Consider the following 24,011-nt stretch of genomic DNA (forward strand, 5'->3'; position numbering starts at 1 on the left):
CAACGTTGGTACTATTCCCGCGCCCATGACCCTTTTAGCACTTGGCATCAACCACAAAACGGCTCCCGTTTCGTTGCGAGAACGCATTGCGTTTTCGCCGGAGTCGCTTGACCAGGCTCTGGAGAGCCTGCTGTCACAGCCGATGGTGCAAGGGGGAGTGGTCCTGTCGACATGCAACCGTACTGAACTCTATCTGAGCGTAGAAGAGCGCGATAATCTGCAAGAGGCGCTGGTGCGCTGGCTGTGCGATTATCACCATTTGCGTGAAGAAGAGGTGCGTCAGAGTTTGTACTGGCACCAGGATAATGACGCCGTCAGCCATTTAATGCGCGTGGCGAGTGGGCTTGATTCTCTGGTACTTGGCGAACCGCAAATTCTTGGCCAGGTGAAAAAGGCGTTTGCCGATTCCCAACGTGGGCACCACAACGCCAGCGATCTGGAGCGTATGTTCCAGAAGTCGTTCTCCGTGGCCAAACGCGTGCGTACTGAGACGGACATTGGCGCCAGCGCGGTTTCCGTTGCGTTCGCCGCGTGTACGCTTGCCCGGCAAATCTTTGAGTCTCTGGCTTCCGTCAATGTGCTGTTGGTCGGTGCAGGGGAGACCATCGAACTGGTGGCGCGCCATTTGCGTGAGCATAAAGTTCAGAAAATGATCATCGCCAACCGTACCCGTGAACGCGCACAGGTGCTGGCGGACGAAGTGGGCGCCGAAGTGATTTCGCTCAGCGAGATCGATGAACGCCTGAAAGACGCCGATATTGTCATCAGCTCTACTGCCAGTCCGCTGCCGATTATTGGCAAAGGTATGATGGAGCGGGCGATGAAAGCGCGCCGTAACCAGCCGATGTTATTGGTAGATATCGCCGTCCCGCGAGACGTCGAACCGGAAGTCGGCAAAGTCGCTAACGCCTACCTCTACAGCGTAGACGATTTGCAAAGTATTATTCAGCACAACCTGGCGCAGCGCAAAGCGGCTGCGGTGCAGGCAGAAACCATCGTCGCCCAGGAAACCAGTGAATTTATGGCCTGGCTGCGCGCGCAAAGCGCCAGCGAGACAATCCGTGAATACCGCAGCCAGTCCGAAGATGTTCGCGATGCGCTGACGGCAAAAGCGATCGCCGCGCTCGAGCAGGGCGGCGATCCGCAGGCAATTATGCAGGATCTGGCATGGAAACTGACCAATCGCCTGATCCACGCCCCAACCAAATCTCTTCAGCAGGCCGCCCGTGACGGGGATGATGAGCGCCTGCATATTCTGCGCAACAGCCTCGGGCTGGATTAGCACAACAATCTCTAATTACTAAGGTGCACTTACGCCTATGAAGCCTTCTATCGTTGCCAAACTGGAAGCCCTGCATGAGCGCCATGAAGAAGTTCAGGCGCTACTCGGTGATGCGCAAACCATTGCCGATCAGGATCGTTTCCGTGCGCTGTCGCGTGAGTACGCGCAGCTTAGCGATGTGTCACGCTGTTTTACTGACTGGCAACAGGTTCAGGAAGATATCGAAACCGCGCAGATGATGCTCGACGACCCGGAAATGCGCGATCTGGCGCAGGACGAGTTACTCGAGGCAAAACAGAAAAGCGAACAGCTTGAACAACAGTTGCAATTATTGTTGCTGCCAAAAGATCCGGATGATGAACGCAATGCGTTTGTGGAAGTTCGCGCCGGAACCGGGGGCGATGAAGCCGCGCTGTTTGCCGGTGATTTGTTCCGCATGTACAGCCGTTATGCAGAAGCCCGCCGCTGGCGTGTTGAGATCATGAGCGCTAACGAAGGCGAACATGGCGGTTACAAAGAGGTCATCGCTAAAATTAGCGGTGACGGGGTATATGGACGTCTGAAATTTGAGTCCGGCGGGCATCGCGTACAGCGTGTACCGGCCACCGAATCGCAGGGGCGTATTCATACCTCTGCCTGTACCGTCGCCGTGATGCCGGAGTTGCCAGAAGCGGAGCTGCCGGACATTAACCCGGCAGATTTACGTATTGATACGTTCCGTTCTTCCGGCGCGGGCGGTCAGCACGTTAACACCACCGATTCCGCTATCCGTATTACGCACCTGCCGACCGGGATTGTGGTGGAGTGTCAGGATGAACGTTCGCAACATAAAAACAAAGCGAAAGCCTTGTCGGTGTTGGGGGCACGTATTCACGCCGCAGAAACGGCCAAACGTAATCAGGCGGAAGCGTCTACGCGTCGCAACCTGCTGGGTAGTGGCGATCGCAGCGACCGCAACCGCACCTATAATTTCCCACAGGGTCGCGTGACCGATCACCGTATTAACGTGACACTCTATCGCCTGGATGAGGTGATGGAGGGCAAGCTGGATATGTTGATCGAACCTATTGTGCAGGAATATCAGGCCGACCAGCTGGCGGCGCTCTCTGAGCAGGAATAATGGATTATCAACAGTGGTTGCGTGAGGCGATAAGTCAGTTGCAGGCCAGCGAGAGCCCGCGTCGTGATGCGGAGATCCTGCTGGGTTTTGTGACCGGTAAAGCTCGCACCTATATTCTTGCCTTTGGTGAAACGCAGCTTACCGCCGGGCAGCAGCAACAGCTGAAGACGCTGCTTGCCCGACGCGTTCGTGGTGAGCCGGTCGCGCATTTGGTGGGTGTTCGTGAGTTCTGGTCGCTGCCGCTTTTTGTGTCGCCTGCCACCCTGATCCCCCGTCCGGATACCGAATGCCTCGTCGAACAGGCGTTGAGCCGTTTGCCTGCCGCGCCATGCCGCATTCTTGATCTCGGCACCGGTACAGGGGCCATTGCACTGGCGCTGGCCAGTGAAAGGCCTGACTGTGAGGTTGTTGCTGTTGATGTGGTGCCAGAGGCGGTGGCACTGGCGCAGCGCAATGCCGATAATCTGGGCTCGGGTAATATTACGATCCGCCAGAGCAGCTGGTTTAGCGCGCTATCCGGGGAAACGTTCTCGTTGATTGTCAGTAATCCGCCTTACATTGATGAGCAGGACCCTCATCTGACGCAAGGCGATGTGCGGTTCGAGCCGTTGAGCGCATTGGTGGCGGCTGACCATGGGCTGGCGGATCTGCAATGCATCATTGACGATGCGCCATCTCATTTGTTACCGGGCGGCTGGTTGCTGCTGGAGCATGGCTGGCAGCAAGGTGCTGCGGTGCGCGAGCTGTTTAACCAGCGTGGCTGGCAACAGGTGGAAACCTGCCGTGATTATGGCAACAATGAGCGCCTGACTCTTGGCCAGTGGCTGCGCGCGGAGTAAGCAGCAATGAGTGCCTTTAAGATCCTGATTACGTTACATTTGACGTCGGTGGCATTGACCATTAGCCTGTTTGCTTTACGTTACTGGTGGCGCTGGTCGGCCCATCCCCGGGCCCAGGCCCGCTGGGTGCGCATTGTGCCGCACTGTGTGGATACGGTGTTGCTGTTAAGTGGCGCAGGGTTGATGTGGGTGACGGGCTATTTGCCGTTTACTGCTAAAGGTGCATGGCTGACTGAAAAGCTGTTTGGCGTTATCATCTACATCGTTTTGGGTTTTATTGCGCTGGGGCGACATCGCCCGCGCAGCCAGCAAACGGGCTTTATTGCCTTTTTGCTGGGGCTGGTGGTGCTGTACATCATCATCAAACTCGCCGCCACAAAAGTACCGATACTGGGGTAAGACATGAGGTCGTTAGCCGATTTCGAATTTAATAAAGCGCCGTTATGCGACGGGATGATCCTTGTTTCCGAACTGATCCGCGATGATTTTCCTTCGCAGTATGTGCATGACGAACTGGAGCGTTTGCTCAGTCTGGCACGGGAAGAAATCAGCATGGCGAAGCCTCAGGACTGGCAGCTGGAAAAACTCGTCGAGCTGTTTTATGGCGAATGGGGTTTTAAAGATACACGCGGTGTTTACCGTCTGTCAGACGCGTTATGGCTGGACAAAGTTCTGGAAAATCGCCAGGGCAGCGCTGTCTCACTCGGTGCCATTTTGTTATGGGTCGCCGGGCGTCTCGATATCCCTCTGATGCCGGTGATCTTCCCGACGCAGCTAATCCTGCGGGCAGAGTGGCTCGATGGCGAAATGTGGCTCATTAACCCGTTTAACGGCGATACGCTGGATGAGCACACGCTGGAAGTGTGGCTGAAGGGCAATATCAGCCCGGTTGCCGAGCTGTTCAATGAAGATCTCGACGAAGCGGATAACGCCGAAGTGATCCGCAAGCTGCTGGATACGCTGAAGTCGGCCCTGATGGAAGAGCAGCAGATGGAGCTGGCGCTGCGAGCCAGTGAAGCGCTGTTGCAGTTCAATCCGGAAGATCCGTACGAGATCCGCGACCGTGGGTTGATTTATGCCCAGCTTGATTGCGACCATGTCGCGCTCAATGATTTAAGTTATTTCGTTGAGCAGTGCCCGGAGGATCCCATCAGCGAGATGATCCGCGCGCAAATCAACACAATTTCGCACAAACAAATTACCCTGCATTAAGCATGAGTTCCGATTCACACTCGATAAGGCGATTCTATGAAACAAAAAGTGGTTAGCATTGGCGACATTAAGGTTGCGAACGACCTGCCGTTTGTCCTGTTTGGCGGTATGAACGTGCTGGAATCCCGCGATTTGGCAATGCGCATTTGCGAACACTACGTCACCGTGACCCAGAAACTGGGCATCCCGTATGTGTTCAAAGCCTCTTTTGACAAAGCCAACCGCTCTTCCATCAAGTCCTACCGTGGGCCGGGCCTGGAAGAGGGGATGAAGATTTTTCAGGAGCTGAAACAGACTTTCGGTGTAAAAGTGATCACCGACGTACACGAAGCCTCGCAGGCACAGCCTGTTGCCGATGTGGTTGACGTGATCCAGTTGCCGGCTTTCCTTGCGCGCCAGACCGACCTGGTAGAAGCGATGGCCAAAACCGGGGCTGTCATTAACGTCAAAAAACCGCAATTTGTCAGCCCTGGCCAGATGGGCAACATCGTCGATAAATTCCATGAAGGCGGTAATGACAAAGTCATCCTCTGCGATCGTGGTGCCAACTTCGGTTATGACAACCTGGTCGTGGATATGCTTGGCTTCAGCGTAATGAAGAAAGTTTCCAACAATTCGCCGGTGATATTCGACGTTACGCACGCGCTGCAGTGCCGTGATCCGTTTGGTGCGGCTTCCGGTGGTCGTCGTGGGCAGGTGGCAGAACTGGCCCGCGCCGGTATCGCGACAGGTCTGGCAGGGCTGTTTATTGAAGCGCACCCGGATCCGGATAACGCAAAATGTGACGGTCCGTCCGCGCTGCCGCTGGCGAAACTGGAGCCGTTCCTGAAGCAGATCAAAGCGATTGACGATCTGGTGAAGAGTTTCGACGAACTCGATACAGAGTAAAACGAAAAACCCCGCACTGGCGGGGTTTTTTATTGCCGCCAACAGCCGTCAGGCAAAAATTGTCATCAGGTACGCAGCGAATAACGCCAGGTGCGCGGCGCCGTTAAGCACATTGGTGCGGCCAGTGGAAAAAGAGATCTGGCACAGCAATAGCGAGGTGACCATCACGATCATTTCAGGCGCACCCAGCGCAAAGATCAGATGATTTCCGGTGAACCACGCAATCAATGTAACGACCGGTACCGTTAGTGAGATGGTTGCCAGTACCGAGCCGAAAAAGAGATTCATCGCCCGCTGAACCTGGTTATTCAGCACCGCTTTCAGCGCGCCGAGGCCTTCAGGCGAGAGAATTAACAGCGCGACAAGGAAACCGGTGAAAGCGACCGGGGCATTCAGTTCACCCAGCAACGTTTCAAGAGGCTTTGCATTCATTTTGGTCACCGCAATAACGGCCACCAGGTGGATGATTAACCACACCGTATGCCAAAGATTCCCGTGCGCAGAGGGTTTACCGTGGTGCGGATCGTCGTCGTCGCTCTCATCTTCATGTTCATAAACAAACAAGCTTTGATGCGTTTTGGTCTGGATCAGCAAAAACACACCGTACATCGCTGCCGAAATCAGCGCGACCAGCAACGCCTGACCGGTAGTGAAATTGGCATCCGGCAACGCCATTGGAAAGACCAGCACAATGATAGCCAGCGGGAAGAGGGCAATCAGATACTGTTTAATACCGAACAGGTTCATATACTGGGTGGCAAACTTTCGCCCGCCAAGCAGTAATGAGAAGCCCACCAGGCCGCCGGTGACGATCATAATGATGGAATAGAGGGTATCGCGCATTAACGTCGGTGCCGCATCGCCCGTTGCCATCAGCGCGGAAATCAGGCTCACTTCGAGAATAACGACCGAGAGGCTCAGAATCAGTGAACCATAGGGTTCTCCGAGGCGGTGCGCGAGGACATCGGCATGGCGTACCACGCTAAACGCACTGGATAAAATACCGATAAGCGCCAGAATATTGATTCCGATTACCGCTGGCAGCGAATGCGAACTTCCCCAGAAGAGCAGCGCCGCCAGCGCCAGCACCGGAAAAATAAGGGAGGTCTCCTTGTGGCGGGTTTTTACCGCCTCGTGTGTTGTTGTCATTGTGATTCTCCATCCACAGTGCGGGTTTTTGACATTATAGTTAACGCTTTACAGCACATTAAAATAGCAAAAATACGCAATTTCGTGATGTTTTTTACTTAATTTTACCGCCATTTGTTCTTTTTAAATTAAGGTGTCTGAATTAAGGTGTTTTATTTAAATACTTTATAAATTACATACAGATATGTTTTTCATTGCGACACAATTTATGCTGCGTTGGCGAAAACAGCATTCCTCGTTCAGACTTAGGGTTTTATCGCAAAAGGAGCCCTAAAATGCCGTATAAAAGCAAATCTGACCTGCCTGAGAGCGTGCAAAATGTGCTGCCTGCACATGCGCAGGAAATTTATAAAGAGGCGTTTAATAGCGCTTGGGATCAATATAAAGATAAAGAGGATCGTCGTGATGACGCCAGCCGCGAAGAGACTGCGCACCGGGTAGCCTGGGCGGCCGTGAAGCATGAGTACGAAAAAGGGGATGACGATAAGTGGCATAAAAAGAAATAGCCACGATTTGTGCTCTGTTCGATAGATTGTCGCTATTGCAAGCGGCCAGTGAATTGCATATGGTCGTAGTAAGCTGCGTTGAAACCAGCAGCATATGTCGGGAAGGCAGCAGTAAAGCAGTTGCAGGGAAGCATGCAGTGGCGGAGGTAAAAGATGTTAACGCGTGATTTCTTGCTCAAAGCCGATTGTAAAACGGCGTTTGGCGACATTGAGGAATCGCTATTATGGTCGGCAGAACAGCGGGCAGCATCGCTTGCTGCAACCCTTGCCTGTCGGCCTGATGACGGACCGGTATGGATTTTTGGCTACGGTTCGCTGATGTGGAACCCGGCGCTGGAGTTCGATGAATCCTGCACCGGGACGCTGGTAGGCTGGCATCGTGCATTTTGTTTGCGTTTAACCGCAGGGCGCGGTACGGCCTGTCAACCTGGGCGCATGCTGGCGCTGAAAGAGGGCGGACGCACGACCGGTGTGGCCTACCGTTTGCCGGATAACGCCCTGGAGCAGGAGCTCGGCCTGCTGTGGAAGCGTGAGATGATCACCGGCTGCTATATGCCCAGTTGGTGTAAGCTGGCGCTTGATGATGGCCGAATGGTGAATGCGTTGGTGTTTATTATGGATCCCCGTCATCCGTTGTATGAGTCGGATACCCGCGCGCAGGTGATTGCTCCACTGATAGCCGCCGCCAGTGGCCCGCTTGGCACCAACGCGCAATATCTTTTTTCGCTGGAACAGGAACTGGTTAAGCTCGGCATGCATGACGACTGCCTGAATGAACTGGTGGGGAAAGTGCGGGGGTTACTGGAAGAAGAAAAACCAGGCCCGGATCTGCAACCTGGTTTCGCCTGCTAAACCACAGCCGTTACGCTGCAACGTAGCTGATTGAGTGCTCCAGCGACTGGCTGTGACTATCAATCAGCACATTCCAGATACCGCTGTAAGGCACTGCAAGATAAGCGCTTGCCTTATTTTGTACACTTAAAATATCCGTCTGGGTTTGCGAAGAGCGGCCTTTCTCGCTCATCAGATGGATATGACAATTTTCAGAACAACGAACCACCACCGTATCGCCGCCAAACAGCTTCAAACTTGCCTTCACCAACGCCATTTTCAACCCCGTAGTCGTTAAACAACGCGCTCCATGCTGGAAAATCCCGTGCGTGATTTTGTTCACAATTCACTCATTGCATAACACCAAAGCGAGGGGTCCTGAATGCTGATTTTGATCAAAAAAAGGCGTAACGATTAAACAAAAATTACATTATTCGGCGTGATGATATGTCGGCGCGTTAAATAAAGCACAAAACGCACCGACATAAGATTAAATGCGGAAATGTCCGGCTGTTTCAGCAAGGTCGCCCGCTTGCGAGCGGAGCGCGCCAGCGGCGGCGGCAGACTGGATCACCAGTTCGGCGTTTTGTTGCACCATGCGGTCCAAATCGATTACAGCGTGATTGATCTCCTGAATCCCTTTCATCTGCTCGCTGGTGGCGACGGTGATTTCCCGCATGATCACTGACACGCTATCGATGCTGGATACAATATCAGTCATGCTTTCCCCGGCCAGACGGACATAGCGTGAACCGGTTGCCACACTGTCGGTGGTGGTATCAATCAGCGTTTTAATCTCCTTCGCCGCCTGTGCGCTACGGCTGGCGAGATTACGTACTTCGCCGGCGACAACTGCGAATCCACGGCCTTGTTCCCCGGCACGTGCTGCTTCCACTGAGGCGTTCAACGCGAGGATATTGGTCTGGAAAGCAATGGCGTCAATCACGCTGGTAATATCACCGATTTTTGTGGAGGCCGCTTCAATTGACTGCATGGTATTGATGGCCTGATTCACCACCTGGCCTCCGCGCGACGCGGCTTGTGATGCAGCATGCGCCTGATCGTTGGCCTGCGATGCGGCGTCGGTCGACTGCGCGACCGAGGCAGTGATCTGCTCGACCGCACTCGCGGTTTCGCGCAGGCTGGAAGCAGCCTGTTCGGTACGCCCGGAGAGATCCTGGTTACCGGCGGCAATCTCCTGCGCCGCCTGTTGTACCGAATTGCTGGAATCGCGCAGCTTCGCCATTACAACAGACAGCTTGTCGCTGAAGGCGTTAAATGCCTGCGCAATTTGCGACACTTCATCGTTACCATTCACTGGCAGACGCTGGGAGAGATCATTTGTGCCGCTGCTAATGGCGTTCATGGCGTCTCGCACGGTCAACAGTCGCTTGAGCAGGGCCGAAACTATCCAGTGCATAAAGGCTCCGGTAATCAACAGCAGTATCACCAGCGTCAGCGCCGAAGCCTTTAACTGCGCGCGTAAGCCGGCGGTAGAGTCTGCACTGTCCAGCGCCACGACTAACAGCCAGTTGGTGCCTTTGACCTGGCTTGCCTGCAACACTTTCTGTTCATCGGCATAATTCCCTGTGATGGGTTTACCGCTACGCAAATCAGCGAAACTGACGCCGCTCACCGCATCGGTAAACGGTTTTTGCGTGAGTTTATCATTCGCCGCGGCAATGATTGTGCCATCGCTGGCCAGCAGCATGCCGCTGCTGTTTGGTGTCGGGCTGATACCTTTAACGTTGGCCACGACGCTGTCCATCGATACATCGCCCGCCACCACACCTTTCAACACCCCGTTCTCTTTCACCGGCACGGCAAACGTTACCACCAGGCTGCCAGTACTGGCGTCAACATAGGGGGCGGTCACGACAGGGGCGTCCGCTTTTACCACTTGCTGATACCAGGGGCGGATTGTCGGATCGTAGTCAGGCGGTACGCCGCCAGGATCGGAGAACTTCGCCGTTTTACTGGCGTAACCGACATAAACATTGATAAAACCGCCAGCGCGCGCGATCTGGGTAAAGACCGGCACCGGGTCGCTGGTCAGGGCCACACTTTGCAAAGAGGCGATCATGGTTGTTTTCGTGACGATCCAGTCGGCAATGGCAATGCTGTGACTGGCGCTGGTACTGGAAAGGATATCTTGCTGAGTTTGCGTGTTATGTCGGCTGGTTACCTGATAATTAATGATGGTGTTAAGCAGCAAAGCGATAACGAGGCATCCCGCTGTCGCCGCCAGAATACGGGCTTTAATCGATCTGAACATTTTTATAGTACCTGCTGTGTTGTCTTAAAGGGCTATCGGCAACCCAGCAGGCAAACTTGATGACGTAAAGGCACCTATAAGAAAAAAATATTAAACTCGCCGCAATATTAGAAAGTTAATACTTTATCTGCCGCCAGCGTCCATTGGGCCAGTTCGATCAGTGTGCCAATTTCGACCCCTTCGATCAGCGGCAATGCGGTGATGCCTCGCCCATCCGTGCAGGTTTTGCACAACTTCACCGGGATCTGTTGCGCCGTTAAAATCTCCAGCATCTGCTGAATATTGTAACCTTCCGCCGGTTTCTGCCCGCGCAACCCGGCGGTCACGGCATCGGACATCAGAAACAGTTTCAGATCCAGTTCAGCGCTCTGCTCGCGCAGCGCAATGGCCAGCCGCAGGCTGTTAAACAAAGATTCACTACCGTAAGCGGCACCGTTAGCAATAATGACCAGTTTTTGCATTTTCACTCCCTCGACAGGTTTGCGCCGCAGAGTTGCCGCGCAGCAGGGGCTTATGCTACTGCGCCGCCGCCCCAGGGGAAAGGGCGGCGGCGCAAACAGGGAGGATTACTGACCAAAACGGCCAATTAATCCGGCAGCGGCAAGGGTGTGGCCTTTCAGCTTGCTGAAGAGCGCTTCCCGGGTGAGCCCGGCAGGCAGGTCAGGGGGGAGCGAGGTGGCAATCAGGGTGAAGGTATAGTGATGAGCCCCACTGCCTGGTGGCGGGCAGGGGCCATGCCAGCGGACATTACCCGGCGTATTTTTCCCGCCGGTATACCCTTTACCGTCGCGCAGATCATTTTGCGCAAAACCCGCAGCAGCAGGCGAAATATTATACGCGACCAGGTGCGTCACGCCGAGGCCGGAGGCACCTTCGGGATCGTGCACCACCAGGGCAAAACTCTGGGTATTGGCAGGCGGATGACTCCATATCAGCGCTGGCGACATATTCTCTCCGGTGCAGTTGGGATTGCTACTGGCGTTGCCGGCAAATTTTTTCTCCATCAGGGCATTGTCGGCAAACGCAGGAGACTGCAATACAAACAGTTCATTAGCAGTGGCCTGGACAGCGCAACTCAGCAATACACAGCATAACGCGGAACGAATGCTTTTTTTCATCGCGGCTCTCTAAAGACAAACAGTCTATTAACTGTAGTTGCGGCGCAGCGGGCGCGATCAGGATTTTCCTGAAAATGGCCGTATGGCTGCAAAGGGGGACAAAAAAACGTTACCCTTTAAGAGTGTATAACCCGCGACGGGGGCGATCCTGATTAAAGTTGTTATGCGTAATGTTATCTGTTCCCCGCTTTGTTCCCTCCTTGTCGTTCTGCTGGCGGGAGGTTCTGTCAGTGCCCGACAGAACAGCTTTGTTCAGCAGGCGGAAAACCCCTTCGACAATAACGGTGACGGTTTGCCGGATCTCGGTATGGCTCCGGAAAATGGCGCGCAGGAAAAACATTTTGCGGAGATGGCGAAAGCCTTTGGTGAAGCCAGTATGACAGATAACGGCCTGACCACGGGCGCGCAGGCGCGTCAGTTTGCCTTTGGCCAGATACGTGATGTCGTTAGCGATGAAGTAAACCAGCAGGTTGAATCCTGGCTCTCCCCGTGGGGAACCGCCAGCGTTGATTTTAAGGTCGATAATGACGGCGGCTTTAACGGCAGCCATGGCGACTGGTTTGTTCCTCTGCAGGATAATAATCGCTATCTCAGTTGGGGAATGCTGGGGCTGACTCAGCAGGATGCCGGGCTGGTCGGCAATGTCGGCGTGGGGCAGCGCTGGATCGCCGGGAACTGGTTACTGGGATATAACACCTTCTACGATAACCTGCTGGAAGATAACCTTGGCCGTGCCGGGCTTGGTGCGGAAGCCTGGGGCGAGTATCTGCGTTTTTCCGCCAACTACTACCAACCTGTTAATAGCTGGGAGTACCAGAGCGCGACGCTGCAGCAGCGAATGGCGCGCGGTTATGATGTGACGGCTCAGGCAAGATTACCGTTCTGGCAACAGCTCAACACCAGCGTCAGCCTTGAACAATATTTTGGCGACAGTGTGGATCTGTTTGACTCCGGTACCGGTTATCACAATCCGATGGCGGTAAAGCTGGGGGTACACTACACCCCGGTACCGCTGGTGACCCTGACGGCCGAGCATAAACAGGGCGAGAGTGGTGTCAGCCAGAATGACCTGGGGCTGAAATTAAATTACCGCTTTGGCGTGCCGCTGTGGAAACAACTCTCCGCCAGTGAAGTGGCGGAAAGCCGCTCGTTGCGGGGGAGTCGCTATGACAGCCCGACCCGCAACACGGTGCCGGTGTATGAGTATCGTCAGCGCAAAACGTTGTCGGTCTTTCTCGCTACGCCGCCGTGGGATCTGCAACCCGGGGAGACAGTGCAGCTTAAATTGCAGGTCAACAGCGTACACGGTATTCGAGCCATTAGCTGGCAAGGGGACACGCAGGCGCTTAGCCTGACGCCGCCTGCTAACGGCCGCAGCGTCGATGGCTGGACGCTGATCATGCCGCGCTGGGACAGCAGCGACGGAGCAAGCAACCGCTGGACGCTCACGGCGCTGGTGGAAGATGAGAAAGGCCAGAAGGTCACGTCCAATACAATTGAACTGAAACTGACGGAGCCGGTGATTGCTCCGACAGCCGACAACACGACGGGCTGGTCACTGCCAGGCCCGTAATGGTCAAAAAATACGTTCCTGATGTACCCAAACCGCCGCTTCGACACGTGATTTGAGCTTCATTTTCTTCAGCATATGTTTGACATGGACCTTGACCGTACTTTCGGTAATGTCCAGACGGCGGGCAATCATCTTGTTCGGTAACCCTTGAGCAATCAGTTTAAGGATGTCGCGCTCGCGCGGTGTTAGCTGGGTGATGTCGCGGTCCGTCGTGGCGCGGTTAGCGCGCAGGCTTGCGGCCAGCACTGGCGTTAATGCCTCGCTTAATACCATCTCACCGGCGGCGGCTTGCTGCAGCGCTTTGAGCAGATCTTCGGGCTCCATATCTTTCAGCAGGTAACCATCTGCGCCACGTTTTAGCGCGGTGACCACGTCTTCTTCATGGTTGGACACGCTGAACACCACAATGCGGCCGGAGAGGGTTTTTTCACGCAGTTTGTCCAGCGTTTCAAGACCGTTCATCCCGGGCATATTGAGATCCAGTAAAATCAGGTCCGGATCCAGTGATTCCGCCAGGTCAATGCCTTGCTCGCCGTTGCTGGCTTCGCCGACGACAGTGATATCGGGTGCCATGCTAATCAACTGTTTCACTCCGGTTCGCAGCATCGGATGGTCGTCGATCAGGAGGATGGTTGCCGGTTCCTGATTACTCATGGGTATCTCCTTGCAGGGATGAGAAAATAGTCTCGGGAATAAACGTCACGACCACCTCAGTACCGCCGGTTGCTATCGGCCGGACCTGACAGTCGCCACGCAGGCTTTGCGCGCGGTCACGCATAATAATCAACCCGTAATGGTTGGTTCGTTCAGCATTGACCGGGATCCCGCAGCCGTTGTCACTGATGCGTAATATTACCCGGTTTTCCTGCTGTTGCACGGCGACGCTGACCGCGGTGGCGCCGGCGTGTTTTAATGCATTGCTTAACGCCTCGCGGGCAATTTGCAGTAAATGAATGGCCTGATGCGAGGGCACCCGTCGCGGCGGTAGCTGATAATCAAGCCGCACCGGGAAACCAAAATGGTTGCTGTACTCCTGGCAACTGGATTCCAGCGCCGGGCGCAGCCCCGGCTCACTGAGCTGCAAGCGGAACGTGGTCAGCAATTCGCGCAGTTGCGCCCACGACGTATTCAGTTCATTACGAATCTGCCCCAACAATTGCTGACTGTTCGGCGGCAATTCGTCGCCCTGCATCTGCAAACAGCTGACCTGCATTTTCATACAGGAGAGCGACTGCGCGATCGAGTCATGAAGCTCGCGGGCAATGGTGGCGCGTTCTTCCATTACCATCAACTGCTGTTGCCGATCCTGGTGCCGGTCCAATGCCAGCGTAGCGGTAATCTGTTCCACCAGGGTATCCACCAGTTGCTGTTGATCGTGGCTCAGGTGGCGTCCCGACGGCAGCGTTGCCAGCAGTAAACCGTACTGCATATGGGCATCGGCCAGTCGCCATTTCAGCGTCGTGCCGCCGCCCGCAGGTGCAGCAGGGGCCCCGCGTGGGCATAAATGGCAGCCTTTGTCGTCGCAACTGGCGTCTGACTGGCAGGTAAATTCCTGATGATTATCCTCATCTTCCATATCATAAACCCGCAGTTCAATGTCATGCAGCAGGGTTAAATTCTGCAAGCCATTGAGCACCGGCGAGAGCCGTTCGCACAGCGGAATGCGTGAATGCAGACGATGGTTGGCTTGCCATAAAAAAGAGAGGATCTGATTTTTATGCTCCAGCCCGGCGGTCTTTTCCTGTACCCGCTGCTCCAGGACGGCATAACTTTCCGCCAGCTCGGCGGACATGTTATTCAGTGCTTCGCCCAGCGTGGCCATCTCATTGCGCCCGCTAATGCTGGCACGTTGGGTAAAGTCGCGGTGGCTAACCGCCCGCGCCATCTGCAACAGCTGCTGCCACGGACGGAGTAAACGCGCCCGTAACCAGACGACGGCAAACAGCAGCAACAGCCCCATTAACACAGCCATCGCCCGGTGCAGTATCACCACATGTTCAATGCGCTGCTCGGTATTGTGGTCAAAGGCGGTGACCAGTTGATCAATACGACTGACAAAAACAGCAATGGTGCTGGCCACTTCCACAGGTTGCTGCGCGCCTTTAATGGCCGGGATCACCTCGTTGTGCCAGTAGTTTTGCAACCCCGCGAGTTGCAGCAGTTGACCGTCACGTGCGGCGGCTTTTGCCAGCTCAGGACTGAAGGCGGTTTGCTCCATTTCATCGATCAGGTAGTGCTCATCTTCGTGCAGCGGAATGGCGGACAGCAGGCGATAACTCTGCATGCGCAGCGAACCGGCTTTGTTGATTGCATGCGCACTGCCCTGAACGCCCTGCACCAGCCAGCCGGAAATAGCCATACCGGCCACGCCAATAGCGGTAGACAGCATCATGATTAACGCCAGTTGGTTAACCAGCGTAAGCGGTGTGAAAAGGCGTTTTAGCATAAGCGAATAAGGCTCCTGAGCCGCTAACGGTGCGGATGGCGTGTATTGTCAGCTATCGCCTGGGGTATACCCATACCCATAAAGAGTTACCCCTTTATTGCCAATGAGTCGACGTTTGCAACAAGGAACGGAGTAGAGGGGGTCAGAACCGTGAAAAACCACACCTTTTTTATCACTATGCGCTACTCACTAATGAGCATGGCGATTTTTTGCCCGCTGAAAGGGCTGCTTTTCCTTTGATTTATATCAACTTAACTGCCGCTGTAAAAACTAAGGTGGCAGGCATCAAACCGATCAGCAGAGGTGTTTATGCAGCACTCATCCATCCCGGAGAAAAGTACGTCCACGCGAGTGATAACCGACTGGCGTCCTGAAGATCCGGCTTTTTGGCAACAACAGGGGCAGCAGACGGCCAGCCGTAACCTCTGGATTTCCGTACCTTGCCTGCTCCTGGCATTCTGTGTCTGGATGCTCTTTAGCGCGGTAGCCGTCAATCTCCCTAAAGTGGGTTTTCAGTTTACCACCGACCAGCTGTTTTTACTGACAGCCTTGCCATCCGTGTCGGGTGCGCTGTTACGTGTGCCGTACTCATTTATGGTACCGGTATTTGGTGGCCGTCGCTGGACGGCGTTCAGTACCGGGATCATGATTATTCCTTGCGTGTGGCTGGGGATTGCCGTTCAGGATCCCACCACCTCGTACAACACGTTTATTATTATCTCGCTGCTGTGCGGCTTTGCCGGCGCTAATTTTGCGTCCAGTATGGCGAATATCAGCTTCTTCTTCCCGAAACAGAAGCAGGGTGGAGCACTGGGCATCAACGGTGGCCTCGGTAACCTCGGCGTGAGCGTAATGCAACTGATCGCGCCGCTGGCCGTGTCGTTCTCGATTTTCGCCGCCTTTGGTGCGACTGGCACCGTGCAGCCGGATGGTTCAACACTGTACCTCGAAAACGCAGCCTGGATTTGGGTGCCGTTGCTGGTGGTATGCACCCTGGCGGCCTGGTTCGGCATGAATGAACTGGCGACATCTAAGGCCTCCTTGCGTGAGCAACTGCCGGTACTGAAGCGCTCGCACCTGTGGATCATGAGTTTCCTCTACCTGGCGACATTCGGTTCGTTTATCGGTTTTTCTGCCGGTTTTGCCATGTTGTCAAAAACCCAGTTCCCGGAGGTGCAAATTCTGCATTTCGCGTTCTTTGGCCCGCTGGTAGGCGCGCTGGCACGTTCGGCGGGGGGGGCGATTTCTGACCGCCTTGGCGGTACGCGTGTCACGCTGGTGAACTTTGTGGTCATGGCAATCTTCAGTGCATTGCTGTTCCTGACACTGCCTTCAGGCGGTACCGGGGGGAATTTTACCGCTTTCTTCTGTGTCTTCCTGGTGCTGTTTATGACGGCGGGACTGGGCAGCGGCTCCACCTTCCAGATGATTTCGGTCACTTTCCGTAAAATGACCATGGAGCGCGTTCAACAAGCGGGTGGCACGGAAAAAGACGCCATGCGTGAAGCCGCAACAGAAACAGCTGCGGCACTGGGATTTATCTCGGCCATTGGCGCTATTGGCGGTTTCTTCATCCCGAAAGCTTTCGGCACTTCGCTGGCGTTGACCGGTTCTCCGGCGGGCGCAATGAAAGTGTTTCTCGTGTTCTATGTTGCCTGCGTGGTCATCACCTGGGCGATATACGGGCGTAAAAAACAATAATACGAAGTACTTGTTGATTATCCTTGCGCGGCGATGGCCGCGCTTTTTTAGCACCATTATTAGTTACAACATACTCTTGTTTTTTATACGGCGCACATCGTCGGCACCGGTGCGGTTTTTTATAACCCGTCATCTACCCCTTAATACCTCGCCCACCGGAAATGTGCAGATGGTTTCCTTATGTAATGAATAAAATTCTTATTTATCAATAATATAAAAAATAGAAAAAGCTAACCCTTTGGTAGTAACTCGCTATTTGGGCGCAGAAAGTACGCTGTAGCGGCTTGATCACCATCAATTCTCTTTGTCTTTGTGGGGGTTACCTTCACGGCAAATCCAGCAATGTCGATTTAGCAAGAGAGCCGAGCAGGCTCCAACAGGAGAACACCCGATGAGTAAATTCCTGGACCGGTTTCGCTACTTCAAACAGAAGGGCGAAACCTTTGCCGATGGGCACGGCCAGCTGTTAAACACCAACCGGGACTGGGAGGATGGATACCGCAGCCGCTGGCAGCACGACAAAATCGTACGCTCAACCCACGGCGTGAACTGTACCGGTTCATGTAGCTGGCAGATTTTCGTTAAAAACGGTCTTGTCACCTGGGAAACCCAGCAGACCGACTACCCGCGAACCCGCCCGGATATGCCAAACCATGAGCCACGCGGCTGCCCACGTGGCGCCAGTTACTCCTGGTACCTTTACAGCGCCAACCGCCTGAAATACCCCCTGATGCGCAAGCGCCTGATTAAACTGTGGCGTGAAGCAAAAGCGCAGCACAACGATCCAGTACTGGCCTGGGCTTCAATTATCGAAGACGCCGATAAAGCGAAAAGCTTTAAACAAGCGCGTGGTCGCGGCGGCTTTGTTCGCTCTTCCTGGCAGGAAGTGAATGAGTTGATTGCGGCGTCTAACGTCTACACCGTGAAAACTTACGGACCTGACCGTGTGGCAGGCTTCTCGCCAATTCCGGCCATGTCGATGGTTTCTTACGCCTCTGGCGCACGTTATCTGTCTCTGTTGGGCGGTACCTGTCTGAGCTTCTACGACTGGTATTGCGATTTACCGCCAGCGTCGCCGCAAACCTGGGGCGAACAGACTGACGTACCGGAATCTGCCGACTGGTACAACTCCAGCTATATCATCGCCTGGGGTTCAAACGTCCCGCAAACCCGTACGCCGGATGCGCACTTCTTTACCGAAGTTCGCTATAAAGGGACCAAAACCGTTGCCATTACCCCGGATTATGCCGAAATCGCCAAACTCTGCGACTTGTGGCTGGCACCGAAACAAGGGACCGATGCCGCAATGGGCCTGGCGATGGGCCATGTGATCCTGCGTGAATTCCATCTGGATAAACCGAGCCAGTACTTTACCGATTATGTGCGCCGTTACACCGACATGCCGATGCTGGTGATGCTCGAAGAGCGCGACGGTTATTATGCCGCGGGCCGTATGTTGCGTGCTGCTGATTTGGTCGACAGCCTGGGTCAACAAAACAATCCGGAATGGAAAACGGTGGCGCTCGACAACCAGGGCACTCTGGTTGCGCCGAATGGTTCCATTGGTTTCCGCTGGGGCGAGAAAGGCAAGTGGAACCTTGAGCAGCGCGACGGTGGTAATGGTGCGGACGTTGAGCTGGATCTAAGCCTGTTAGGTAAACACGACGAAGTCGCGCAGGTCGGCTTCCCTTACTTTGGTGGCGATAACACCGAGCATTTTGCCGGGGTCGAACTCGACAATGTCCTGATGCATAAACTGCCGGTAAAACGCCTGCAGCTTGCCGATGGCACAACCGCACTGGTGACCACCGTCTATGACCTGACCATGGCAAACTACGGCCTGGATCGTGGCCTCGGTGATGAAAACTGTGCCACCCGTTATGATGAAGTGAAAGCCTATACCCCGGCCTGGGCCGAGAAAGTTACGGGTGTGGCACAGTCGCAAATCGTCCGTATTGCGCGCGAGTTCGCCGACAACGCCGATAAAACACATGGTCGCTCAATGATCATCGTTGGTGCCGGCATGAACCACTGGTATCACCTCGATATGAACTATCGTGGGATCATCAACATGCTGATCTTCTGCGGCTGTGTTGGTCAGAGCGGTGGTGGCTGGGCGCATTATGTCGGCCAAGAAAAACTGCGTCCGCAGACCGGCTGGCAGCCGTTGGCGTTTGCTCTGGACTGGCAGCGTCCCGCACGGCATATGAACAGTACGTCGTATTTCTACAACCATTCCAGCCAGTGGCGTTACGAGACAGTCACCGCGCAGGAGTTCCTGTCGCCAATGGCGGACAAATCCCGCTACAGCGGCCATTTGATTGACTTTAACGTCCGCGCTGAACGTATGGGCTGGCTGCCGTCGGCGCCGCAGTTAGGCACCAACCCGCTGCGCATTGCCGCCGAAGCAGAAAAAGCAGGCATGACGCCGGTGGATTACACCGTTAAGTCTCTGAAAGAGGGCTCACTGCGCTTTGCGGCGGAGCAACCGGAAAACGGTAAAAACCACCCGCGTAACTTGTTTATCTGGCGTTCGAACTTGTTGGGTTCCTCCGGTAAAGGCCACGAATTCATGCTTAAGTACCTGCTCGGTACAGAACATGGCATTCAGGGGAAAGACCTGGGCAAACAGGGGGGCGTGAAGCCGGAAGAGGTGGAGTGGCATGACAACGGTCTTGACGGCAAGCTGGATCTGGTGGTGACGCTCGATTTCCGTCTCTCCAGTACCTGCCTCTACTCAGATATCGTGCTGCCAACCGCCACTTGGTATGAGAAAGACGACATGAATACCTCGGATATGCATCCGTTTATTCATCCACTTTCTGCCGCAGTCGACCCGGCATGGGAATCCAAAAGTGACTGGGAAATCTACAAAGGTATCGCGAAATCCTTCTCTGAACTGTGCGTTGGGCATTTGGGCAAAGAAACAGATGTGGTGACGCTGCCCATCCAGCACGACTCTGCTGCCGAACTGGCGCAGCCGCTGGATGTAAAAGACTGGAAAAGAGGTGAATGCGAGCTGATCCCAGGGAAAACCGCGCCGCACATTATTCCGGTTGAGCGTGATTATCCGGCCACTTACGAGCGGTTTACCTCTATCGGCCCGTTGATGGAGAAAATCGGCAATGGCGGTAAAGGCATCGCCTGGAATACCCAGAGCGAGATGGATCTGCTACGCAAGCTGAATTACACCAAGGCAGACGGCCCGGCAAAAGGCCAGCCGATGCTGAACAGTGCGATCGACGCGGCGGAAATGATCCTGACTCTGGCCCCGGAAACCAACGGCAATGTAGCGGTAAAAGCCTGGGCAGCACTCAGTGAATTTACAGGCCGTGACCACAGGCACCTGGCCACCAATAAAGAAGAAGAGAAGATCCGCTTCCGCGATATTCAGGCGCAGCCGCGCAAAATCATCTCCAGCCCGACCTGGTCAGGTCTTGAGGATGAACATGTCTCTTACAACGCCGGTTACACCAACGTGCATGAGCTGATCCCGTGGCGTACGCTCTCTGGCCGCCAGCAGTTGTATCAGGATCATCAGTGGATGCGTGATTTCGGTGAAAGCCTGCTGGTTTATCGTCCACCGATCGATACCCGTTCGGTAAAAGAAGTGCTGGGCGTGAAAGCGAATGGTTACCCGGAAAAAGCGCTCAACTTCCTGACGCCGCACCAGAAATGGGGTATTCACTCCACCTACAGCGACAACCTCCTGATGTTAACGCTGGGTCGCGGTGGGCCGGTGGTCTGGCTGAGCGAAGCCGATGCCAAAGAGATGGGTATTGCAGATAACGACTGGATCGAAGTGTTTAACACCAACGGCGCGCTGACGGCCCGTGCGGTGGTGAGCCAGCGTGTACCCTCCGGCATGACCATGATGTACCACGCGCAGGAACGTATTGTGAACCTGCCGGGATCAGAGATCACCGGGCAGCGTGGCGGGATCCATAACTCGGTGACCCGTATTACGCCAAAACCGACGCACATGATCGGTGGCTATGCCCAACTGGCGTATGGCTTTAACTATTACGGTACGGTCGGCTCCAACCGCGATGAGTTTGTGGTGGTACGTAAGATGAAGAACATTAACTGGTTGGATGGCGAAGGCAATGACCAGGTACAGGAGAGCGCAAAATGAAAATTCGTTCACAAGTCGGCATGGTGCTGAATCTCGATAAGTGCATCGGCTGTCATACCTGTTCAGTGACCTGTAAAAACGTCTGGACCAGCCGCGAGGGTATGGAGTACGCCTGGTTTAACAACGTTGAAACCAAACCGGGCACTGGCTTTCCTACCGACTGGGAAAACCAGGAAAAATGGAAAGGCGGCTGGATCCGTAAAATCAACGGCAAACTGCAACCGCGCATGGGTAACCGTGCGCTGCTGCTCGGCAAGATCTTCGCTAACCCGCATATGCCGGAAATTGACGATTACTACGAGCCGTTCGACTTTGATTACCAGAACCTGCATAACGCGCCGGAAAGCAAACATCAGCCGATTGCACGCCCACGTTCACTGATTACCGGTCAGCGGATGAATAAAATCACCGCGGGCCCGAACTGGGAAGATGATTTAGGCGGCGAGTTTGAGAAGCTGAGCAAAGATCAGAACTTCGAAAACATGCAGAAGGCGATGTACGGCCAATTTGAAAACACCTTCATGATGTATCTGCCGCGTTTGTGCGAACACTGCCTGAACCCGGCGTGCGTAGCGACCTGCCCGAGCGGGGCTATCTATAAACGTGAAGAAGACGGCATTGTGCTGATCGATCAGGATAAATGCCGTGGCTGGCGGATGTGCGTTACCGGTTGCCCGTACAAAAAAATCTACTTCAACTGGAAAAGCGGCAAATCCGAGAAGTGCATTTTCTGCTATCCGCGCATTGAAGCGGGCATGCCGACGGTCTGCGCAGAAACCTGCGTGGGGCGTATTCGCTACCTTGGCGTTCTGCTGTACGACGCAGATGCAATAGAAAACGCGGCCAGCACGGAAAACGAAAAAGATCTGTATCAGCGTCAACTGGATGTGTTCCTCGATCCAAATGATCCAGGCGTGATTGCCCAGGCGTTGAAAGATGGCGTACCGCAAAGTGTGATTGATGCGGCGCAGAAATCGCCGGTTTATAAAATGGCGATGGACTGGAAACTGGCTCTGCCGTTGCATCCGGAATACCGCACGTTACCGATGGTCTGGTATGTGCCGCCACTGTCCCCGATCCAGTCTGCTGCCGACGCCGGCGAACTGGGCAGCAACGGCATTCTGCCAGATGTAGAAAGTCTGCGTATTCCGGTGCAATACCTGGCGAACCTGCTGACAGCCGGTGACACCGCGCCGGTCCTGCTGGCGCTGAAGCGTATGCTGGCCATGCGTCACTTTAAACGTGCAGAAACCGTCGATGGTGTAGAAGACACGCGCGCACTGGAAGAGGTGGGGCTGACTAAAGCACAGGCGCAGGAAATGTACCGCTACCTGGCGATTGCCAACTACGAAGACCGTTTTGTGGTGCCATCCAGCCATCGTGAACTGGCGCGTGAAGCCTTCCCGGAGAAAAGCGGGTGTGGTTTTAGCTTCGGCGACGGATGCCACGGTTCAGACAACAAATTCAACCTGTTTAACAGCCGTCGTATCGATGCGGTTGATGTGACAGTAAAAACGGAGCCGCACCCATGATTGAACTGGTGGTTATTTCCCGTTTGCTGGAATACCCGGATGCTGCCCTGTGGCAACATCAACAGGACCTGTTTGATGCCCTGGCCGCTGGCGAGAATCTGGCGAAAGCGGATGCGCAGTTACTGACAGTTTTTTTGCGCGATCTGACTGCGCAGGATCTGTTGGATGCGCAGGCCAGTTACAGCGAACTGTTCGACCGCGGTCGCGCCACCTCGCTGTTGCTGTTTGAGCACGTGCATGGCGAATCCCGCGATCGCGGCCAGGCGATGGTTGACCTGCTGGCGCAGTATGCGCGACACGGTTTACAGCTCGACAGCCGCGAGCTGCCGGATCACCTGCCGCTCTATCTGGAGTATCTGGCGCAGTTGCCGCGTGCAGAAGCGATTGGCGGTTTGCAGGACATCGCGCCGATTCTGGCGCTGCTACAGGCGCGCTTGCAGCAGCGTGAAAGCCATTACGCCACGCTGTTCGACGTGCTGTTAACCCTGAGTAAAACCGCAGTTGATAACGCGCAAGTGGCGGAAAAAATTGCCGGGGAAGCGCGCGACGATACGCCGCAAGCGCTGGATGCCGTGTGGGAAGAGGAGCAGGTGAAGTTCTTCGCGGAGCAGGGATGTGGTGATTCCGACATTACTGCGCATCAACGGCGATTTGCGGGCGCAGTTGCACCGCAATATCTGAATATCACAACAGGAGGAGAGCGCTAATGCACTTCCTTAATATGTTCTTCTTTGACATCTATCCGTATATTGCCGGGGCGATCTTCCTGGTTGGTAGCTGGCTGCGTTATGACTATGGCCAGTACAGCTGGCGCGCAGGCTCCAGCCAGATGCTGGATCGCAAAGGGATGAACCTCGCCTCCAACCTGTTCCATTTGGGCATCCTGGGCATCTTCGCCGGGCACTTTCTCGGTATGCTGACGCCGCACTGGATGTACGAGTCCTTTTTGCCGATCGAAGTGAAACAGAAGATGGCAATGATCGGTGGTGGGGCCAGCGGCGTGTTGTGCCTGGTCGGCGGCCTGTTGCTGCTGAAACGTCGTCTGTTCAATCCGCGTATCCGTGCGACGTCAACGGCTGCGGATATACTGATCATGGCGTTGCTGATGGTGCAGTGCACGCTCGGTCTGCTGACTATTCCGTTCTCTGCACAGCACATGGACGGCAGCGAAATGATGAAACTGGTTGGCTGGGCGCAATCAGTGGTGACGTTCCACGGCGGGGCGTCTGCGCATCTTGACGGCGTGGCCTTTATCTATCGTATGCACCTGGTGCTGGGCATGACGTTGTTTGTGCTGTTCCCGTTCTCCCGTCTGGTGCATATCTGGAGTGCGCCGGTTGAGTATTTAACTCGAAAATATCAAATAGTTCGCGCGCGTCGCTAAGCGCGTCGTGAATAAAAATC

21 protein-coding genes are annotated in these 24,011 nt (G+C 54.7%); 14 read left to right on the plus strand and 7 right to left on the minus strand.

Translation table 11 applies throughout. The features are described from left to right. The first annotated feature begins 25 nt into the window (after positions 1–25). Genes hemA through kdsA form a run of 6 tightly spaced genes read left to right on the plus strand, consistent with a single transcriptional unit; the run spans position 26 to position 5,341 of the window. Positions 26–1,282 carry a glutamyl-tRNA reductase gene (gene hemA / locus RTX30_RS10330; protein WP_312689452.1) on the plus strand — a complete coding sequence of 419 codons (1,257 nt, stop codon included), beginning with the start codon at positions 26–28 and terminating at the stop codon, positions 1,280–1,282. Between the two features lie 37 nt (positions 1,283–1,319). Continuing rightward, positions 1,320–2,402: a peptide chain release factor 1 gene (prfA, locus tag RTX30_RS10335; protein WP_312689454.1), complete on the plus strand. Its 1,083-nt coding sequence runs from the start codon at positions 1,320–1,322 to the stop codon at positions 2,400–2,402. After that, positions 2,402–3,241, plus strand: a complete 840-nt coding sequence (gene prmC, locus RTX30_RS10340) for a peptide chain release factor N(5)-glutamine methyltransferase (RefSeq protein WP_312689455.1) — start codon at positions 2,402–2,404, stop codon at positions 3,239–3,241. The genes prfA and prmC overlap by 1 nt, the downstream gene beginning before the upstream one ends. Before the next feature lie 6 nt (positions 3,242–3,247). Then, complete coding sequence (gene sirB2 / locus RTX30_RS10345; RefSeq protein WP_312689457.1) at positions 3,248–3,640, plus strand: invasion regulator SirB2; 393 nt, start codon at positions 3,248–3,250, stop codon at positions 3,638–3,640. A gap of 3 nt (positions 3,641–3,643) precedes the next feature. Beyond that, on the plus strand, positions 3,644–4,453 hold the full coding sequence (sirB1, locus tag RTX30_RS10350) for an invasion regulator SirB1 (RefSeq protein ID WP_312689459.1): 810 nt from the start codon (positions 3,644–3,646) through the stop codon (positions 4,451–4,453). Between the two features lie 36 nt (positions 4,454–4,489). Next, a complete protein-coding gene (gene kdsA, locus RTX30_RS10355; RefSeq protein ID WP_312689460.1) occupies positions 4,490–5,341 on the plus strand; it encodes a 3-deoxy-8-phosphooctulonate synthase in 852 nt (283 codons plus the stop codon). A gap of 48 nt (positions 5,342–5,389) precedes the next feature. On the opposite strand, the gene chaA is transcribed toward kdsA, so the two are convergent. Beyond that, the gene (chaA, locus tag RTX30_RS10360; RefSeq protein ID WP_312689461.1) at positions 5,390–6,490 is read right to left on the minus strand and encodes a sodium-potassium/proton antiporter ChaA; all 1,101 of its coding nucleotides are present in this window, start codon (positions 6,488–6,490) and stop codon (positions 5,390–5,392) included. Positions 6,491–6,765: 275 nt separating this feature from the next. Between chaA and chaB the strand changes: the two genes are divergently transcribed. Together chaB and RTX30_RS10370 are read left to right on the plus strand one after the other, a co-directional pair. Next, a complete protein-coding gene (gene chaB, locus RTX30_RS10365; protein ID WP_312689463.1) occupies positions 6,766–6,996 on the plus strand; it encodes a putative cation transport regulator ChaB in 231 nt (76 codons plus the stop codon). A gap of 153 nt (positions 6,997–7,149) precedes the next feature. After that, on the plus strand, positions 7,150–7,848 hold the full coding sequence (locus RTX30_RS10370; RefSeq protein ID WP_312689465.1) for a gamma-glutamylcyclotransferase: 699 nt from the start codon (positions 7,150–7,152) through the stop codon (positions 7,846–7,848). A 10-nt stretch (positions 7,849–7,858) separates the two neighbouring features. Here the strand turns inward: RTX30_RS10370 and RTX30_RS10375 are convergent, their stop codons facing one another. The 4 genes from RTX30_RS10375 to RTX30_RS10390 all read right to left on the minus strand — a co-directional run bounded on the left by RTX30_RS10375 (position 7,859) and on the right by RTX30_RS10390 (position 11,220). Continuing rightward, positions 7,859–8,104 carry a DUF1883 domain-containing protein gene (locus tag RTX30_RS10375; RefSeq protein ID WP_312689512.1) on the minus strand — a complete coding sequence of 82 codons (246 nt, stop codon included), beginning with the start codon at positions 8,102–8,104 and terminating at the stop codon, positions 7,859–7,861. Positions 8,105–8,317: 213 nt separating this feature from the next. Continuing rightward, positions 8,318–10,102 (minus strand): methyl-accepting chemotaxis protein, encoded by a 1,785-nt coding sequence (locus RTX30_RS10380; RefSeq protein WP_312689467.1) that lies wholly within the window; start codon positions 10,100–10,102, stop codon positions 8,318–8,320. A gap of 107 nt (positions 10,103–10,209) precedes the next feature. After that, a complete protein-coding gene (locus RTX30_RS10385; protein ID WP_312689469.1) occupies positions 10,210–10,563 on the minus strand; it encodes a DsrE/DsrF/TusD sulfur relay family protein in 354 nt (117 codons plus the stop codon). Between the two features lie 105 nt (positions 10,564–10,668). Continuing rightward, complete coding sequence (locus RTX30_RS10390) at positions 10,669–11,220, minus strand: YbhB/YbcL family Raf kinase inhibitor-like protein (protein ID WP_312689470.1); 552 nt, start codon at positions 11,218–11,220, stop codon at positions 10,669–10,671. Between the two features lie 163 nt (positions 11,221–11,383). Between RTX30_RS10390 and RTX30_RS10395 the strand changes: the two genes are divergently transcribed. After that, positions 11,384–12,793 carry a YchO/YchP family invasin gene (locus RTX30_RS10395; protein ID WP_312689471.1) on the plus strand — a complete coding sequence of 470 codons (1,410 nt, stop codon included), beginning with the start codon at positions 11,384–11,386 and terminating at the stop codon, positions 12,791–12,793. Between the two features lie 3 nt (positions 12,794–12,796). Here the strand turns inward: RTX30_RS10395 and narL are convergent, their stop codons facing one another. Next, positions 12,797–13,447 carry a two-component system response regulator NarL gene (gene narL / locus RTX30_RS10400; protein WP_312689473.1) on the minus strand — a complete coding sequence of 217 codons (651 nt, stop codon included), beginning with the start codon at positions 13,445–13,447 and terminating at the stop codon, positions 12,797–12,799. Beyond that, positions 13,440–15,239: a nitrate/nitrite two-component system sensor histidine kinase NarX gene (gene narX / locus RTX30_RS10405; RefSeq protein WP_312689475.1), complete on the minus strand. Its 1,800-nt coding sequence runs from the start codon at positions 15,237–15,239 to the stop codon at positions 13,440–13,442. Before narX ends, narL begins: the two co-directional genes overlap by 8 nt. A 309-nt stretch (positions 15,240–15,548) precedes the next feature. Between narX and RTX30_RS10410 the strand changes: the two genes are divergently transcribed. The 5 genes from RTX30_RS10410 to narI all read left to right on the plus strand — a co-directional run bounded on the left by RTX30_RS10410 (position 15,549) and on the right by narI (position 23,991). After that, positions 15,549–16,940, plus strand: coding sequence for a NarK family nitrate/nitrite MFS transporter (locus RTX30_RS10410; protein WP_312689477.1), 1,392 nt, complete (start codon positions 15,549–15,551; stop codon positions 16,938–16,940). A 391-nt stretch (positions 16,941–17,331) separates the two neighbouring features. Next, complete coding sequence (locus RTX30_RS10415; RefSeq protein WP_312689479.1) at positions 17,332–21,075, plus strand: nitrate reductase subunit alpha; 3,744 nt, start codon at positions 17,332–17,334, stop codon at positions 21,073–21,075. Then, positions 21,072–22,607 (plus strand): nitrate reductase subunit beta, encoded by a 1,536-nt coding sequence (gene narH / locus RTX30_RS10420; RefSeq protein WP_312689481.1) that lies wholly within the window; start codon positions 21,072–21,074, stop codon positions 22,605–22,607. Before RTX30_RS10415 ends, narH begins: the two co-directional genes overlap by 4 nt. Further along, on the plus strand, positions 22,604–23,314 hold the full coding sequence (gene narJ, locus RTX30_RS10425; protein ID WP_312689483.1) for a nitrate reductase molybdenum cofactor assembly chaperone: 711 nt from the start codon (positions 22,604–22,606) through the stop codon (positions 23,312–23,314). The genes narH and narJ overlap by 4 nt, the downstream gene beginning before the upstream one ends. Next, positions 23,314–23,991 carry a respiratory nitrate reductase subunit gamma gene (gene narI, locus RTX30_RS10430; RefSeq protein ID WP_312689485.1) on the plus strand — a complete coding sequence of 226 codons (678 nt, stop codon included), beginning with the start codon at positions 23,314–23,316 and terminating at the stop codon, positions 23,989–23,991. The genes narJ and narI overlap by 1 nt, the downstream gene beginning before the upstream one ends. The last annotated feature ends 20 nt before the right edge of the window (positions 23,992–24,011 follow it).

This window comes from Kosakonia sp., from assembly GCF_032052965.1.
In the GTDB taxonomy this organism is placed as follows: Bacteria; Pseudomonadota; Gammaproteobacteria; order Enterobacterales; family Enterobacteriaceae; genus Kosakonia.

Excerpts from the sequence above, each read along its gene's own strand:
- sirB1 (WP_312689459.1), top strand. The coding sequence starts at position 3,644 with ATGAGGTCGTTAGCCGATTTCGAATTTAATAAAGCGCCGTTATGCGAC.
- kdsA (WP_312689460.1), top strand. The coding sequence starts at position 4,490 with ATGAAACAAAAAGTGGTTAGCATTGGCGACATTAAGGTTGCGAACGAC.
- RTX30_RS10395 (WP_312689471.1), top strand. The coding sequence starts at position 11,384 with ATGCGTAATGTTATCTGTTCCCCGCTTTGTTCCCTCCTTGTCGTTCTG.
- sirB2 (WP_312689457.1), top strand. The coding sequence starts at position 3,248 with ATGAGTGCCTTTAAGATCCTGATTACGTTACATTTGACGTCGGTGGCA.
- chaB (WP_312689463.1), top strand. The coding sequence starts at position 6,766 with ATGCCGTATAAAAGCAAATCTGACCTGCCTGAGAGCGTGCAAAATGTG.
- prmC (WP_312689455.1), top strand. The coding sequence starts at position 2,402 with ATGGATTATCAACAGTGGTTGCGTGAGGCGATAAGTCAGTTGCAGGCC.
- RTX30_RS10370 (WP_312689465.1), top strand. The coding sequence starts at position 7,150 with ATGTTAACGCGTGATTTCTTGCTCAAAGCCGATTGTAAAACGGCGTTT.
- RTX30_RS10415 (WP_312689479.1), top strand. The coding sequence starts at position 17,332 with ATGAGTAAATTCCTGGACCGGTTTCGCTACTTCAAACAGAAGGGCGAA.
- prfA (WP_312689454.1), top strand. The coding sequence starts at position 1,320 with ATGAAGCCTTCTATCGTTGCCAAACTGGAAGCCCTGCATGAGCGCCAT.
- narX (WP_312689475.1), bottom strand. The coding sequence starts at position 15,239 with ATGCTAAAACGCCTTTTCACACCGCTTACGCTGGTTAACCAACTGGCG.
- RTX30_RS10410 (WP_312689477.1), top strand. The coding sequence starts at position 15,549 with ATGCAGCACTCATCCATCCCGGAGAAAAGTACGTCCACGCGAGTGATA.
- RTX30_RS10380 (WP_312689467.1), bottom strand. The coding sequence starts at position 10,102 with ATGTTCAGATCGATTAAAGCCCGTATTCTGGCGGCGACAGCGGGATGC.
- chaA (WP_312689461.1), bottom strand. The coding sequence starts at position 6,490 with ATGACAACAACACACGAGGCGGTAAAAACCCGCCACAAGGAGACCTCC.
- narJ (WP_312689483.1), top strand. The coding sequence starts at position 22,604 with ATGATTGAACTGGTGGTTATTTCCCGTTTGCTGGAATACCCGGATGCT.
- hemA (WP_312689452.1), top strand. The coding sequence starts at position 26 with ATGACCCTTTTAGCACTTGGCATCAACCACAAAACGGCTCCCGTTTCG.
- narL (WP_312689473.1), bottom strand. The coding sequence starts at position 13,447 with ATGAGTAATCAGGAACCGGCAACCATCCTCCTGATCGACGACCATCCG.
- narH (WP_312689481.1), top strand. The coding sequence starts at position 21,072 with ATGAAAATTCGTTCACAAGTCGGCATGGTGCTGAATCTCGATAAGTGC.
- narI (WP_312689485.1), top strand. The coding sequence starts at position 23,314 with ATGCACTTCCTTAATATGTTCTTCTTTGACATCTATCCGTATATTGCC.
- RTX30_RS10390 (WP_312689470.1), bottom strand. The coding sequence starts at position 11,220 with ATGAAAAAAAGCATTCGTTCCGCGTTATGCTGTGTATTGCTGAGTTGC.
- RTX30_RS10385 (WP_312689469.1), bottom strand. The coding sequence starts at position 10,563 with ATGCAAAAACTGGTCATTATTGCTAACGGTGCCGCTTACGGTAGTGAA.
- RTX30_RS10375 (WP_312689512.1), bottom strand. The coding sequence starts at position 8,104 with ATGGCGTTGGTGAAGGCAAGTTTGAAGCTGTTTGGCGGCGATACGGTG.